The organism is Sandarakinorhabdus sp. DWP1-3-1, assembly GCF_049896705.1.
Taxonomy (GTDB): domain Bacteria; phylum Pseudomonadota; class Alphaproteobacteria; order Sphingomonadales; family Sphingomonadaceae; genus Sandarakinorhabdus.
Map to the genome: position 1 here is coordinate 431,459 of NZ_JAFCUV010000003.1, position 13,720 is coordinate 445,178.

Annotated in this window: 14 protein-coding genes; 7 read left to right on the forward strand and 7 right to left on the reverse strand. The window is 68.0% G+C overall.

All coding sequences use genetic code 11. The features are described from left to right. Positions 1-39: 39 nt before the first annotated feature. Both ACP7AI_RS15815 and spt read left to right on the forward strand, forming a co-directional pair. The gene (locus ACP7AI_RS15815) at positions 40-285 is read left to right on the forward strand and encodes an acyl carrier protein (RefSeq protein ID WP_426169384.1); all 246 of its coding nucleotides are present in this window, start codon (positions 40-42) and stop codon (positions 283-285) included. After that, positions 282-1,490, forward strand: a complete 1,209-nt coding sequence (gene spt / locus ACP7AI_RS15820) for a serine palmitoyltransferase (protein WP_426169386.1) — start codon at positions 282-284, stop codon at positions 1,488-1,490. The genes ACP7AI_RS15815 and spt overlap by 4 nt, the downstream gene beginning before the upstream one ends. Positions 1,491-1,542: 52 nt before the next feature. On the opposite strand, the gene erpA is transcribed toward spt, so the two are convergent. From erpA to glnE, 4 genes are all read right to left on the reverse strand, one after another. Further along, positions 1,543-1,875, reverse strand: coding sequence for an iron-sulfur cluster insertion protein ErpA (erpA, locus tag ACP7AI_RS15825; protein ID WP_426169389.1), 333 nt, complete (start codon positions 1,873-1,875; stop codon positions 1,543-1,545). A gap of 46 nt (positions 1,876-1,921) precedes the next feature. Continuing rightward, positions 1,922-3,097: a M23 family metallopeptidase gene (locus tag ACP7AI_RS15830; RefSeq protein WP_426169392.1), complete on the reverse strand. Its 1,176-nt coding sequence runs from the start codon at positions 3,095-3,097 to the stop codon at positions 1,922-1,924. Positions 3,098-3,575: 478 nt separating this feature from the next. Then, positions 3,576-4,040 carry a peroxiredoxin gene (locus ACP7AI_RS15835; RefSeq protein ID WP_426169394.1) on the reverse strand — a complete coding sequence of 155 codons (465 nt, stop codon included), beginning with the start codon at positions 4,038-4,040 and terminating at the stop codon, positions 3,576-3,578. Continuing rightward, complete coding sequence (gene glnE / locus ACP7AI_RS15840) at positions 4,037-6,799, reverse strand: bifunctional [glutamate--ammonia ligase]-adenylyl-L-tyrosine phosphorylase/[glutamate--ammonia-ligase] adenylyltransferase (RefSeq protein ID WP_426169397.1); 2,763 nt, start codon at positions 6,797-6,799, stop codon at positions 4,037-4,039. The genes ACP7AI_RS15835 and glnE overlap by 4 nt, the downstream gene beginning before the upstream one ends. Positions 6,800-6,927: 128 nt before the next feature. On the opposite strand from glnE, the gene ACP7AI_RS15845 reads away from it, so the two are divergent. Further along, positions 6,928-7,068 (forward strand): entericidin A/B family lipoprotein, encoded by a 141-nt coding sequence (locus ACP7AI_RS15845; protein WP_426169400.1) that lies wholly within the window; start codon positions 6,928-6,930, stop codon positions 7,066-7,068. Between the two features lie 71 nt (positions 7,069-7,139). Next, on the forward strand, positions 7,140-7,277 hold the full coding sequence (locus tag ACP7AI_RS15850; protein ID WP_426169403.1) for an entericidin A/B family lipoprotein: 138 nt from the start codon (positions 7,140-7,142) through the stop codon (positions 7,275-7,277). A gap of 3 nt (positions 7,278-7,280) precedes the next feature. Here the strand turns inward: ACP7AI_RS15850 and tatC are convergent, their stop codons facing one another. Genes tatC through ACP7AI_RS15865 form a run of 3 tightly spaced genes read right to left on the reverse strand, consistent with a single transcriptional unit; the run spans position 7,281 to position 8,845 of the window. Further along, entirely contained in the window at positions 7,281-8,087 is an 807-nt protein-coding gene (gene tatC / locus ACP7AI_RS15855) for a twin-arginine translocase subunit TatC (RefSeq protein WP_426169405.1), read from the reverse strand. Further along, entirely contained in the window at positions 8,084-8,596 is a 513-nt protein-coding gene (gene tatB / locus ACP7AI_RS15860; protein WP_426169407.1) for a Sec-independent protein translocase protein TatB, read from the reverse strand. The genes tatC and tatB overlap by 4 nt, the downstream gene beginning before the upstream one ends. Positions 8,597-8,620: 24 nt before the next feature. Next, positions 8,621-8,845, reverse strand: coding sequence for a twin-arginine translocase TatA/TatE family subunit (locus ACP7AI_RS15865; RefSeq protein ID WP_426169410.1), 225 nt, complete (start codon positions 8,843-8,845; stop codon positions 8,621-8,623). A gap of 362 nt (positions 8,846-9,207) precedes the next feature. Here ACP7AI_RS15865 and ACP7AI_RS15870 point away from each other — a divergent pair, with 362 nt between their 5' ends. From ACP7AI_RS15870 to ACP7AI_RS15880, 3 genes are all read left to right on the forward strand, one after another. Further along, the gene (locus ACP7AI_RS15870) at positions 9,208-10,077 is read left to right on the forward strand and encodes a PEPxxWA-CTERM sorting domain-containing protein (RefSeq protein WP_426169412.1); all 870 of its coding nucleotides are present in this window, start codon (positions 9,208-9,210) and stop codon (positions 10,075-10,077) included. A gap of 506 nt (positions 10,078-10,583) precedes the next feature. Further along, positions 10,584-12,011, forward strand: coding sequence for a diaminopimelate decarboxylase family protein (locus ACP7AI_RS15875; RefSeq protein WP_426169415.1), 1,428 nt, complete (start codon positions 10,584-10,586; stop codon positions 12,009-12,011). Beyond that, positions 12,011-13,717, forward strand: coding sequence for a hypothetical protein (locus ACP7AI_RS15880; protein ID WP_426169417.1), 1,707 nt, complete (start codon positions 12,011-12,013; stop codon positions 13,715-13,717). Before ACP7AI_RS15875 ends, ACP7AI_RS15880 begins: the two co-directional genes overlap by 1 nt. Positions 13,718-13,720: the final 3 nt, after the last annotated feature.

Genomic DNA, 13,720 nt, shown 5'->3' on the forward strand with positions numbered 1-13,720 from the left:
TTTTGTGCTGGCAAAGCGCCGCCAACCACAGGAGTCACCATGACCGACCGCGCGCAGGTTTACGCCCGCATCATCGAACTCATCGAGCCGCTGAACCCCAAGAAGGTCGCGCTTACCGAAGACACCAGCTTTGCCGGCGACCTCGAGATGGATTCGCTGACCGTGATGGACCTCGTCGCCAGCATGGAAGACGAATGGGACATCGTCATGCCGCTGAACATGCTGCCCGATCTCGAAACCGTCGGCCAGGTCGCCGATGCCGTGACGCGGCTCGTCACCAAGTGACCGACCTGTTCTCCAAGTTCGATGCGCTGATCGCCGAGCGCGCCGCTGTGCTTGCCAAGGGCATCCGCGACCCCTTCGCCATCGTCATGCAGGAGGTGAAGTCGCCGACCGTCGCGATCATCGACGGCAAGGAGACCATCCTGCTCGGCACATACAATTACATGGGGATGACCTTCGATCCCGACGTCATCGCGGCCGGCGAAGAGGCGCTGCGCAAGTTCGGCGCAGGAACAACGGGAAGCCGCGTCCTCAACGGCACCTACCAGGGCCACAAGGAATGCGAGGACGCGCTGAAGGACTTCTACGGCATGTCGCATGCCATGGTGTTCTCGACCGGCTATCAGGCCAATCTCGGCATGGTGTCGACGCTGGCCGGAAAGGGCGACTACATCATCCTCGACGCCGACAGCCATGCCTCGATCTATGACGGCTGCTACCTCGGCAACGCCGACATCGTGCGGTTCAAGCACAACAGCGCCGAGGACCTGGAAAAGCGCCTGCGCCGCCTGCCGCCGGAAGCCGGCAAGCTGGTCATCCTCGAAGGTGTCTATTCGATGCTCGGCGACATCGCGCCGCTTCAGGAACTCGTCGCCATTGCCAAGGCGCATGGCGCCATGGTGCTCGTCGACGAGGCGCATGGCATGGGCTTTTTCGGCGAGAACGGCCGCGGCGTCTATGAGGCCGCCGGCGTCGCCGCCGATGTCGATTTCGTCGTCGGCACCTTCTCCAAATCTGTCGGCACCGTCGGCGGTTTCTGCGTGTCGAACCACCCCAAGTTCGAAATCCTGCGCCTCGTCTGCCGGCCCTATACCTTCACGGCCTCGCTACCCCCGGCCGTCGTCGCCTGCGCCGCGACCAGCATCCGCAAGCTGATGCACGCCGGCGACAAGCGCGAGCGCCTGTGGGACATGAGCCGCAAGCTGCACAGCGGCCTCATCGCCCGCGGCTTCCGCCTCGCCACCGAAACCTGCGAAAGCGCCATCGTCTCGGTGCTGATGCCCGACCAGGAAACGACCGTCCGCATGTGGCAGGCGATGCTCGAGCTCGGCGTCTATGTGAACATGTCGCGGCCCCCGGCGACGCCGGCCGGCGTGTTCCTGCTGCGCTGCTCGCTATGCGCCGAACATTCGGCCGAGCAACTGGACACGGTACTGGAGCGGTTCGCGATGGCGGGCGCGGCGGTGGGGCTCTTCGCGGACGCCTGATCCAGGGGCCTCCGGCGGCCGGGGCCTTGGCCGCGGACCCCGTTTTGCGGCTCTAGACCGAAAAGCTCGATCCGCAGCCGCAGCCGCTCGCGGCATTGGGGTTGCGCACCTCGAACGCCGCAGCGCCGATCTTTTCGACGTAATCGACCTCGGCGCCGGCGACGAACGGCAGGCTGTCGGGATCGACGAGCATGGTCACGCCATCGGTCTCCACGGCCAGATCATCGGGGGCCGCATCCGATTCCAACCCGAACTTGTACTGGAAGCCGGCGCAGCCGCCACCATCGACGGCAAGGCGCAGCTTCAACCCCGGCTTGCCCTGGCGCGCCGCGATCACGGCGACACGGGCAGCGGCGGCGGGCATCAGGCGGGGGGCGGTATCCATTGGGGCAATGTAGGCGCGTCGACGCGCCGGAACAAGCTGGCCCCGATCAGCGATAGTTGCGGATCGGGGTCATCCGGGCATTGTCGGCCGAAGCGACGACGCGATCGTCCTCGAGCATCGGGCCGAAATCGGCTGGCGCACTCGCCTGCAGCACTTGGCCCGCCTCGCCCTGCGCCGCCAGCACAAAGGCCGAAGCGTCGAGGAACGGCCGGGCATTGACGGCGCGGCCATCGATGCGGACTTCGTAATGGAGATGGGTACCGGTCGAACGGCCGGTGGAGCCCATCCGGCCGATGATCTGGCCCTGCCGGACACGCTCGCCGGGGCGAACCAGGATAGCCGACAGATGGCCATAGCGGGTGTCGATGCCCTTGCCGTGGCTCAGCTCGACAAGGTTGCCATAGCCGTTGGCACGGCCGGCCTGGAGCACGGTGCCGTTGGCCGAGGCGTAGATGGGCTCGCCCGTGGCGCCCGCCATGTCGACGCCGGCGTGCATCGCGCTGCCGCCGTTGAACGGATCGAAGCGGAAACCGAAGCCCGAGGTGTAGCGATAATCCTTGACGGGCATATAGGCCGGGATCGAGCCGACGGCAGCCTGCAGCACGCTCAGCTTTTTCCAGCTGAGGAACAGGTCCTTGAAGCGCGGCTCGGCATCGGCGCTGACCGGAATGTAGGGGCCGCCCATGGCGCCCTGGGCGCTGCCGTTCCAATCGGACGACTGTACGAACCGCGACGGATCGAGGCCGAGGCGGCGAATCAGCGCCTGGGTGTCGCGCAGCTTGGCTTCGGCGGCGCCGGTGGCCTTGTCGACAAAGGCCAGCTGCTGGCTTTCGAGGGCGCGGAACGGCTCCGTCAGCGATGCGGTCTGGACGATGGGGGCGGCGACCACACCCGCCTTGCCGCGCTTGCCACGCACGGCCGTCGGGGCAACGAGGTTCTGGACGGTGGCGAAGCGTTCGGTTTCGGCGACCTGGCGGGGCAGCATGCCGGCCAGCTTGGCCATGTCGCGCTTGCCGGTCAGCAGGGCAGCGAGGAATTTCTGGCGCGCTTCGAGCGCTTCGGCGCGGGCGGCGACATCACCCTTCAACGCGGCGGTTTCGGATTTCATCGCCTGCAGCTGGTGCTGCATGCGGGCGAGCTCGGCCTGTTTGGCGGCGAGGGCCACGTCCCCGTTGCTGGAGACCATCGCCGAGGTGGCGATGCCGAGCCAACCGGCGACCATTACTGCTGACGCGATTGCCATGACTTGCGTTCGTGTCCCCATCTCGATGGTCAGATCGTGACCATTGGCGCGATGCCAGGTGAACTCATGCGAGGGGAGGACGCGCGCCACGCCTTGCGTCAGCCGGGTCACGGCCGATGGAATTTGCAGCACTGTCCTGGAACCCCCGGGAATCTCGTTTTGAACCATGCGACCCGGTTTTCCGGTGTTACTGGGAAGCGACATCACAAACTCGGCGCTGCCCGAAACCTTGTCTGGAACCTCGGTTCCGGGTTGCAAGTTCAATCAAACAGGTGCGGTCTGCCCCCGCAACCCGTGCCGCTGCCCGGCATGGGCCAGCCGTGGCGGCGGCGCGGTGAGTTGATGCAGATCGCCGGCGAATTAACCATATCATTGCGTTTCGGTCAGGCAACGACATCGAAAACGTCGCGAATCGGCAGTCGGGATGCCGATTCCGATCCTGTCGTTAATGCTGGCTTCAGCCGAGCGCCGTTGCCGCCGCCAGAACCTCGGCGGCATGGCCGGGCACCTTCACCTTGTGCCACACCCGGGCGATGCGGCCGTCGCGATCGATCAGGAAGGTCGCACGCTCGATCCCCATGTACTTTTTCCCGTACATGCTCTTTTCCCCCCAGACGCCATAGGCCTCGGTCACCGCGCCGTCATCAGCGCCCAAACCGACGGTGAGGCCGTGCTTGGCGCGGAATTTCGCATGGGCGGCGACGCTGTCGCGCGACACGCCGACGATATCGGTATCGGCGGCGGCAAAGGCGTCGCGCTGGCCTGAAAAATCCTTGCCCTCGGTGGTGCAGCCCGGCGTGTCGTCCTTGGGATAGAAATACAGCACCAGCTTGCGGCCCTTGAAATCCGCCAGGCTGATCGGGCCGGTGTCGCCGTCGAGGGTGAAATCGGGGGCGGCATCGCCGGGCTGGGGTGCGGTCATCGCGGGTCCTTCTTCGCTTGCAACACGTCGGTGAACGCCAGCCTCACGATCGCCCGCGCCGCGGTCAAGGATTCGATGGCCTGCGGAAACGATGCCGCACCCAGCCCGCGCGCCAGCACCGCCTCCACCGCCGGGCTGAAGCTTGCCGGCGTTTCCATCCCCGGCGCGACGAGGCGCAGCAGCATCAGGAACCGGCCCAGGACATCATGCGCCACCCCCAGCCCCGGCGGCAGCGCCCCCGCCGCGGTCAGCGCAGCGATCGCCGTGCCGAGATCGGGGCCCAGCGCGGCGCGATCGCGCAACTGGACGAAATGCACGACGAATTCGAGATCGACGAGGCCGCCTGGCGCCAGCTTGACGTCGAACGGCCCCTTCGGCGGCTTGGCGGCGGCGATGTCGGCACGCATCTCGAGCACCGCCTTGCGCAAGGCTTCCGCATCGCGCGGGCGATCGAGCGCCGCCGCGATGGCATCCTCTGCGGCCGCCCGTGTTTCGGGGCTGCCGCCGATCAGCCGGGCGCGGGTCAGCGCCATATGCTCCCAGCTTTCGGCCTCGCTCGCCTGGTAGCGGCCGAAGCTGGCGATCGACAGCGCCAGCAGGCCCTTGGCGCCCCAGGGCCGCAGCCGCGTATCGACTTCGTACAGCGCGCCGGCAGCGGTCGGCACCGACAGCGCCGCCGTCAGCCGTGCCGCCAGCCGGTTGAAATACTGGCTCGCCGGCAGCGGCGTGGCGGCATCCGACAGCGCCGCGTGGCTGCCGCTGAACAGATAGACGATGTCGAGGTCCGACGCATGGGTCAGCGCCCGGCCACCATAACGCCCCAGCGCCAGCACCAGCGGCTCCGCCCCCGGCACCCGGCCATGGCGCCGCGCGAAATCATCGGTGACCGCCGGAATCACCACCGCCAGCGCCGCATCGGCGAGATCGGACAGCGACCGCCCTGCCACCAGCGGATCGGTGCGCCCCTCGATCAGTTGCGCGCCAAGCTGGAACCGCCGTTCCCCGGTCCAGCGCCGCACGCGATCGAGCACATCCTCCAGCATCGCCGCCGGGCCGACATAGGCGCTCAGTTCCGCCGTCAGCGCCGCCGCATCGGGCAGCGGATCGAAGGCATCGGGCGCCAGCATCACGTCGAACAGCGCCGGATCGCGCGCCAGCGCGTCGGCGAGTACCGGCGCCACGCCGAGCAGATGACCGAGCAGGCCGACGAGCGCCGGATTGGCCTGCAGCAGCGCAAAGAACTGCGCGCCCTGGGGAAGCGCGGCAAGGAAGCCATCGAGCCGCGCCGCCGCCACCGCCGGATCGGCCGCCGCCGCCACGCCGCCAAGCAGCGCCGGCAGCACCGCCTCGAAGGCACCCCGCGCCGGCTCGCTGCGCAGCGCCCGCATCGTCCCCGCCCGCCAGCGCAGCAGCAGCGGCGGCACGATCCGCGCCAGCCCCGGGTGATTGGCCTTCAGCCAGGCGCCGGGCTCCGCCGGCACGACATGGCTTTCGGGCGCGGCGGCCGAGATCAGCCGGTCATAGGCCAGCGCCACCGGCGTCGTCGCAGCCACCAGCCGGCGTTCCGCCGTCGCCCAGTCGCGCCAGCCCGCCAGCCGCGCCACCGCGGCGCGATCGGCGGCGAGCCGCGGCACGGCATGGGTCTGCTCGTCGCGGCGCATCTGCAGCCGGTGCTCGACCGTCCGCAACAGGCGATAGCTGTCGGCCAGCCGCGCCGCCTCCGCCGGCGCCACCCGGCCCGCGGCGGCCAGCGCCGCCAGCCCGTCGAGCGTCGCCGGCGCGCGCAGTTCCGGCGCCCGGCCGCCCCAGATCAGCTGGTGGATCTGGGCAAAGAACTCGATCTCGCGAATGCCGCCGCGCCCGCGCTTCAGGTCATAGCCCGGGCCCAGCGCCTGCCCCGCCTCGAAATGGTCGCGGATGCGCAGGGACACCGCCTGGATGTCGCGCACCGCCGTCCAGTCGAGGCTGCGCCGCCACACAAACGGGCGGATGCGGGTCAACAGCCCCTGCCCCAGCGCCAGGTCGCCGGCACAGGCCCGCGCCCGGATGAAGGCGACGCGTTCCCAGGTCAGCGCCTCCGACTGGTAATAATGTTCCGCCGCCCCGACCGCGAGGCTGATCGGCGTGATCTCGCTCGCCGGCCGCAGCCGCAGGTCGACGCGCTGGACATAGCCATCGGGCGTCAGGTCGGCGAGCAGCGCCACCGCGCGCTTGGCGATGCGCACCGCTGCCTCGTTCGGCTCCTCGTGGCTGCGCCGCGGGATGATGTCGGGATCGTGAACCAGGATCAGGTCGACGTCCGACGAATAGTTGAGCTCGTGGCTGCCGAGCTTGCCCAGCGCCAGCGCCGCCAGCCCGGCGTTCGCCGCGCCGCGCTCGGCCAGCGCTGCGGCGATCGCCACATCGATGCTGCGATCGGCAAAGTCCGACAGCGCCGCCGTCACCCGCTCCAGCGGCCACAGCCCGGCCAGGTCGGCGAGCGCCACCACCAGCGCGACATCGCCACGCGCCCGGCGCAGGCGTTCGGCGACCGGCAGGTCGGGATCGGCGGCGAGCGCCATCGCGGCGGCAAAGGTTGCATCGGGGCCCTCGGCTGCCAGCAACGCCATCGTCGCGCGGCGGCCGCGGATCAGGGCCTTCAGGAACGGCGCCTCCGCCCAGGCGGTGGCGGCGGCAGCGACCAACGGCAACGCCAGCCCCGCCGGCAACAGGCCGGCGAGTTCGGGCGACGGGTCGCGCGGCGGCAAGTCGAAATCCACCGTCGCGTGATGCCAGCCGCTGCCCCGCCTGTCACGCCTGCTATCACGCCGCCTGTCTGCCGGAACCCGCAGCCCTGCTGCTACGTTTGCAGCACGTGTGCGTCGATCCCGGCGCCAGGGAGCCCACCATGCGCAAGACCATCATCCTCACCGCTACGCTGTTTGCCGGCCTGACGCTCGCCGCCTGCAACACCGTCGAAGGCGCCGGCAAGGACGTCAGCTCGGCCGGCAAGGCGGTCACCAACACCGCACAGGACGTGAAGAACTAAAGCGCATCAGCGCTCTTTTCGCGGCGAGGCGCCCCGGCTATGTCCGGGGCGCCTGCTGCGAGGAGATGTCGATGCGCAATGTCCTGATCGGTGCAGCCCTGGCCGCGGCCACGCTGCTCGGCGCCTGCAACACCATCGAGGGCGCCGGACGGGACATGAGCTCGGTCGGCAAGGCGGTCAGCAATACCGCCCGCGACGTTAAGAACTGAACGCTATTCGGCGCTGACGGTCGTTCCTGCCTGCGCGGCCTCGCGCGCCCGGCTGCGCTCGGTCAGCCAGATGCCGATGATCGAGACTTCGTAAAGCAGCATCAGCGGGATCGCGAGGGCGAACTGCGACCAGACGTCGGGTGGCGTCAGCACCGCGGCCACCGCAAAGGCGCCGACGATGGCATAGCGGCGGCCGGCGATCAGCTGCTTCCTCGTCAAGATGCCGGCGCGTTCGAGCAGCATCAGCAGCACCGGCAGCAGGAACGCGACGCCGAAGCCGAGGATCATGTTCATCACCAGCGACAGATATTCGCCCATCGCCGGCAGCGCCTCCTGGGTCAGCCCGGTCACCGCGGCGGAGGACTGGAAGCCGAGGAAAAACCGGAATGCCACCGGCATCACGGCATAATAGGCCAGCGCCGCCCCCATGGTGAACAGCACCGGCGTCGCGATCAGGAACGGCAGGAAGGCGCGTTTCTCGCGGCGGTACAGGCCCGGCGCGACAAAGGCCCAGAGCTGGTTGGCGATGATCGGGAAGGCCAGGCAGACCGCGGCAAAGGCGGCGACCTTCACATTGACGAAGAACGCCTCGTACAGCTTGGTGTAGATCAGCTTGCCGACGACGCCGGTGCCATAGGCATGGACGAGCGGCTGGACCAGAAAGCCGAAGATCCGTTCCGACTGGGTGAACGCCAGCCCGAAGCACAGCACGAAGGCGACGACGCATTTCAGCAGCCGGCTGCGCAGCTCGATCAGATGGTCGAGCAAAGGCGCCTTGCTGGCGTCGATATCGGTGGTGTCGTCGCTCATGGTTCCGACGCCTGGGGTTCGATCGCCGGGGCGGTCGCGGGCTTCTTCGCAGCCCGGCGTCGCGGCGCGGGTGGCGTATCGGCATCGGCGACAGTCGGCTTGCGACGCCGCTTGGCCGCCGGTTCAGCCGCAGCCGCGCCCGCCGCCGCGGGCGTCTCGGCCGGCGCAATGTCGACGATCTCGGGCGCCAGCGGCGGCGGCGGCAGCATCCAGTCGTCGCTGCCCATCGCCGCTCCGAGGTCTGGCATCGGGTTCCTGATGCCGAGCTCGGGCAGCGCCGTCGCCTTCATGATGGCCTCGTTCTGCGCCGCCCAGGCCTTTTGCATTTCCTCGAGCTCGGCCTCGCGCATCATCGTGTCGAAGCCGCTGCGGACATGGCGGGTCATCGCCCGGCCCTTGGCCAGCCATTGCCCGACCTGGCGCATCACGCGCGGCAGGTCCTTGGGCCCGATGACGAGCAGCGCGACCAGCGCGATGATCGCCAGCTCCGATGAATCGATGCCGAACATGGGTGTCCGTAAAGCCCGGGGCCTTTAGCGCCGGACCTCGTCGCTGGCCGGCGCCACCGGGGTCGCGGCAGTGCTGGTGACCTGGGGCGGCGGCGGCGCCGGCGGCGTGTCGCCTTCGGCCAGGCCCTTCTTGAAGCTGGTGATGCCCTTGGCGAAATCGCCCATCAGATCCGAAATCCGGCCGCGGCCGAACAGCAGCATGACGACAATGAGCAGGATGACCCAGTGGACGAGGCTGAAGGAGCCCATGGCAGAATCCTTGTGAAAGCAATTGAAAGACGTCTGGCGGCAGCTTTACCCCGATAACCGGGGCGAGGCCAGCGGGTTGCGCCGGGCCGTGGCAACCCAGCCGCACGGCGCGTCGGCCATCGTGCGAGCCGAGACGGCGCGTCGGGCCTGTTTACGGAAGCGTAATCTTTGCGACCGCGGCGTAGAATCGTTTCAGCTATCGAATGGTGTAGGTATTTAACGATTATGCGACGGCTGGCTTTACACTATGCCGAGTCCGGCCCGGCGTTTTCCTCTCTCCTTCCTCAATCCGTAGGGTCTGGCACGATCGTTGCATGTATGATTCCAGGGGGCCTGGCGCCCGTTCACATAGGGGATCCTGGATGTTGCTTCGGCCGATCGTTGGAAAACTAGCCATTGCCGCGCTTCTCGGCTGCGGGCTCGGCGCGCCGGTGCAGGCCGTGACGGTCATCAGCAGCTCGGCGTTCGGCATCTCGGCCAACCTGACACTGCTCGGCTTCATCGGCGTCGGTCTCGGCCCGTTGGCGTCGGTCGCGGGCTCGGCCACCCCCGCCTACAGCACCACCGGCACGGTCGCCTCGGTCGACCAGACGCTATCGCTCGGCGTGCCGGTCCTCGCCGCGGTCAACGAGCGCGTGTCGACGGGCGTCATCGATACCAGCGCAAGTTCCCCCTATCCGACGACGCCGACCAGCACGGCGACGTCCACCGTCAACGATCTCGGCCTGGCGCTGACCACGAAGACCATCCTCGGCAGCCCGATCAACATCCTGACGATCGGCGCCACCACCCTGTCGTCGACGACATCGGCCAATGCCGCCAACACGCTCGGCGTCACCAGCCTCAGCAACATCACCGGGCTGACCTTCAGTGGCCTGGCGCTCGGTGCGCTGACCATCGATGGCAGCCTGTTTGCCAATGCGGCGCCGAACACCGTCATCCTCGACGTCCTCGGGCTGCGCATCATTGCCAATGAACAGATCACCAACGGCAACGGCACCGATCTGCTCGGCCGCACCACCAATGCGCTGCGGGTCAGCTTCGACAATTTCATCATCGGCGGCGGCCTGCTGAGCGGTGACGTCACCGTCGCCCATTCCCGCGCCGAGATCGTCGGGCTGCCGCTGATCGACCTCGGGCCGATCCCCGAGCCGTCGACCTGGCTGCAGATGATCGCGGGCTTCGGCCTCGTCGGCGTCGCGGCGCGGCGCCGGCGGCCGGCATACGCCTGAAAAGTTCGAAAGCGGGGGCAGTCGAGAGGGCCCGGGCCGAAAGGCCCGGGCTTTTTCGGTCCGGGGGCCGTTACGCCGCGTCGGGCGACTGCAGCACGGCGGCGGCGATCCGCGACGTCGACGCGGCCGAAACCGGCGATCGGCATCGCGGATGTCAACGCATCGGGCACCGGGCCGACGGTTAGACTGTGGGGCGGCATCGACCTCGACGACGGCACGATCTCCTGCTGCTCGCCGCCGGCCGGACGCGCTTCGTCGATGGCGCGGTCGCCACGATCGACGGCCATGGCCTGCGCTGCTTTGGCTCGATATGGCGCATGAAGGTGCCGGGCGCTTGTGACGCAGCTGGCGATCCAGGCCCGGCAACCCTCGGGTGCGGCCGATTGCATCCGATGCGGTATGTCGTTGCGTTGCCCACCCGTTCCGGCAAACTCGCTTGCCTGGCACGGACGCAGGCATGAACGTGACGCGCTGTGCCAGCCAGGACGACAACGAAGGGAAATGACGTGCACGCTCCCCAATCCCCGGCGCCGTTGCGGCCGCCGTCGTACAGCACGACGTTCGGTGACTTCATCGGCATCGGCGCCAACGGCAATCTGTGGGTCGATGGTTGCGACGTCGCCGACATCGTCGCCGCCCATGGCTCACCGCTGTTCATCATCTCGGAAAACCAGCTGCGGCAGAACTACCGCTCGTTCCGCGATGCCTTCGCCGCCGTCTACCCCGATGTCGAGATCCTGTTCGCCAACAAATCGAACAACGGCCTCGCCATCCGGCACATCATGAACCAGGAAGGCGCCGGCGGGGACTGTTTCGGCGCCCAGGAAATGTACATGGCGCTGCTTGCCGGCACCGATCCGGCGACGCTGGTGCTCAACGGCTCGAACAAGCAGGACGACGAGCTCGAAATGGCCATCGCCAACGGGCTGTGCATCAATATCGACGCCGAAGACGAGCTCGATCGCATCGCCGCGATCGCCGATCGGCTCGGCACGGTCGCCAACATCGGCATCCGTCTGAAGCTCGACCTGGAGCCGCTGCGCGACCGCATGGGCGTGGCGATGCACGGCCCGGGGTCGCTGAAGCAGCAGAGCGACAGCACCAAATGGGGCATGACGCGCGAACAGACCGCCGACATCGTGCGCCGCGCGCTGGCGATGCCGTCGGTGCGCCTGCAGGAAACCCATTTCCACTTGTCGCGCATGTCGAACGAGCCCGGCGATTTCGCCGTCATGGCGCGCGAGATGATCACCTGGTCGGGCTATCTGCGCGACGCCACCGGCTGGACGCCGCCGACGATCGACATCGGCGGCGGCTGGACCTTCGGCAAATGGTACGGCACCGGGCCGAACCGGCAGATCGACGGGCCGGATGCGCCAAAGCCCGCGGATTATGCCAATGCCGTCTGCGCCGCGATCAAGGACGAGGCCGAAAAGCTGGGCCTGCCGCTGCCGAAGCTGCGGCTCGAGCCGGGCCGCGCCCTGTCCGGGCCGGCGGGCGTCGCGGTCGGCCGTGTCGGGGCCGTCAAGCGCGGTGCCAAGACGTGGGTCAATCTCGACCTGTCGACCAATCACCTGTCCTGGGCGGCGGTGCTCGACTGGTATTATCACGCGGTGCGCGTCCATGATGCCGGGGCACCGGCCAGCGAGACCGTGGATCTGGTCGGGCCGCTATGCAATTCCGACGAGCTCGGCGCGCATCGGCCGATGCCGGCGCTGGCGCGCGGCGACCTCGTCGCCTTCCTCGATGCCGGCGGCTACACCGAAAGCGCCGCGGCGCGCTACAATGCCCAGCTGCTGCCGGCGACGGTGCTGGTCAGCGGCAATCGCCACGCGCTCATCACCGAACGCGAGCAGCTGAAGGACGTCGCCGGCCGGTTCCGCGTGCCGCCGCACCTGCTCGCCGCGTCGTTCGCCCGGCCGGTTGCCGCCTGATGCTGCGTGCCGCGGCGCTTGCCGCGCTGGCCCTGGCGACACCCGCGGCGGCGGACGACCTGCGCGTGACATTGGGCCCGGGCCAGCCGCAGCCTGCCTATGACGGCCGCGTGCTGGTCGTGCTGACCAAGGACGGCCGCAGCGAGCCGCGCTTCCAGGCCAATCGCAGCGACACCTCCGCCCAGGTCTTCGGTGTCGACGCGGTGGCGATGCAGGCCGGGCAGTCGGTGACGATCGGCGGCGAAACCACCGGCTACCCGCTCGAGACCCTGCGTGACGTGCCCAAGGGGCGCTATTTCGCGCAGGCGATCCTCCACAAATACGACACCTACAAGCTCGGCACCGGCAAGACCGTGAAGCTGCCCGCGGCCCGCGGCGCCGGCCAGAACTGGCGCAAGGAGCCGGGCAACCTCATCAGCCCGGTCGTGGAAATCGATTTCGACCCGGCGCGAAGCCAGTCGATCGACCTGATGCTGGACAAGGCGCTGCCGCCGATCGTGCCCGCGCCGGATACCGCGCTGGTGCGCAGCTTCAAGTTCCGCAGCCCGAGCCTGTCGAAGTTCTGGGGCCGCGACACGTTCCTCAACGCCTATGTGCTGGTGCCGCGCGATTTCGACAAGCATCCCGAGGCGCGCTTTCCGGTGATGGTCAATCACGGCCATTTCCCGGAAGGCTTTTCCGGGATCCGCGAGACGCCGCCCGATCCAAACCTCGTCTGCCAGCCGAGCGCCCGGTTCAACCACCCCTGCTACAACCGCGTCGAGCAGCAGGAGGCGCATGATTTCTACAAGAAATGGACGTCGGCCGACTTCCCGCGCTTTCTCGTCGTGGAGATCGACCACAGCAACCCGTATTTCGACGACAGCTATGCGGTGAATTCGGCCAATCTCGGGCCCTATGGCGACGCCATCCAGCATGAATTCCTGCCCGCGCTGGAGAAGAAATTCCGCGGCATGGGCGCCGGCTGGGCGCGCTTCACCTATGGCGGCTGCACCGGCGGCTGGGAGGCGCTGGCCGTCCAGGTCTTCTACCCCGACGAATATAACGGCGCCTTTGCCGCCTGCCCCGACACCATCGATTTCCGGCAGACCAAGGTCGTCAACATCTACGAGGACGACAACGCCTTCTGGCGCCAGGGCCCGTTCGGCAAGGTGCCGCGCTTCGTCAACCGCAACACGCTCGGCCATGTCGGCTGGACCAACGAGATGGAGAACCGCTACGAACGCGTCATCGGGTCGAAATCGCGTTCGGGCGGGCAATGGGACATCTGGGATGCGGTCTATTCGCCGATGGGTGACGACGGTTATCCCAAGCCGATCTGGGACAAGACCAGCGGCGTCATCGACAAGGCGGTGGCGGCGCACTGGCGGGAAAACTATGATCTGCGGCACATCCTGCAGCGCGATTGGGCGACGCTGGGGCCGAAACTGCAGGGCAAGATTCACATCCATGTCGGCGACATGGACAATTTCTACCTCAACAACGCGGTCTACCTGATGGAGGATTTCCTGAAAAAGGCCGATCCGCCGTACCAGGGTGAAGTCACCTATGGCGACCGTGCCGAACATTGCTGGAACGGCGACCCGACGCTGCCCAATGCGATCACCCGGCTGCGCTACAACAGCATGTACGTGCCCAAGATCCTGGCGCGCATGGCCAAGACCGCGCCGCCCGGCGCCGACCTGACGAGCTGGCGCTATCCCTGAGCC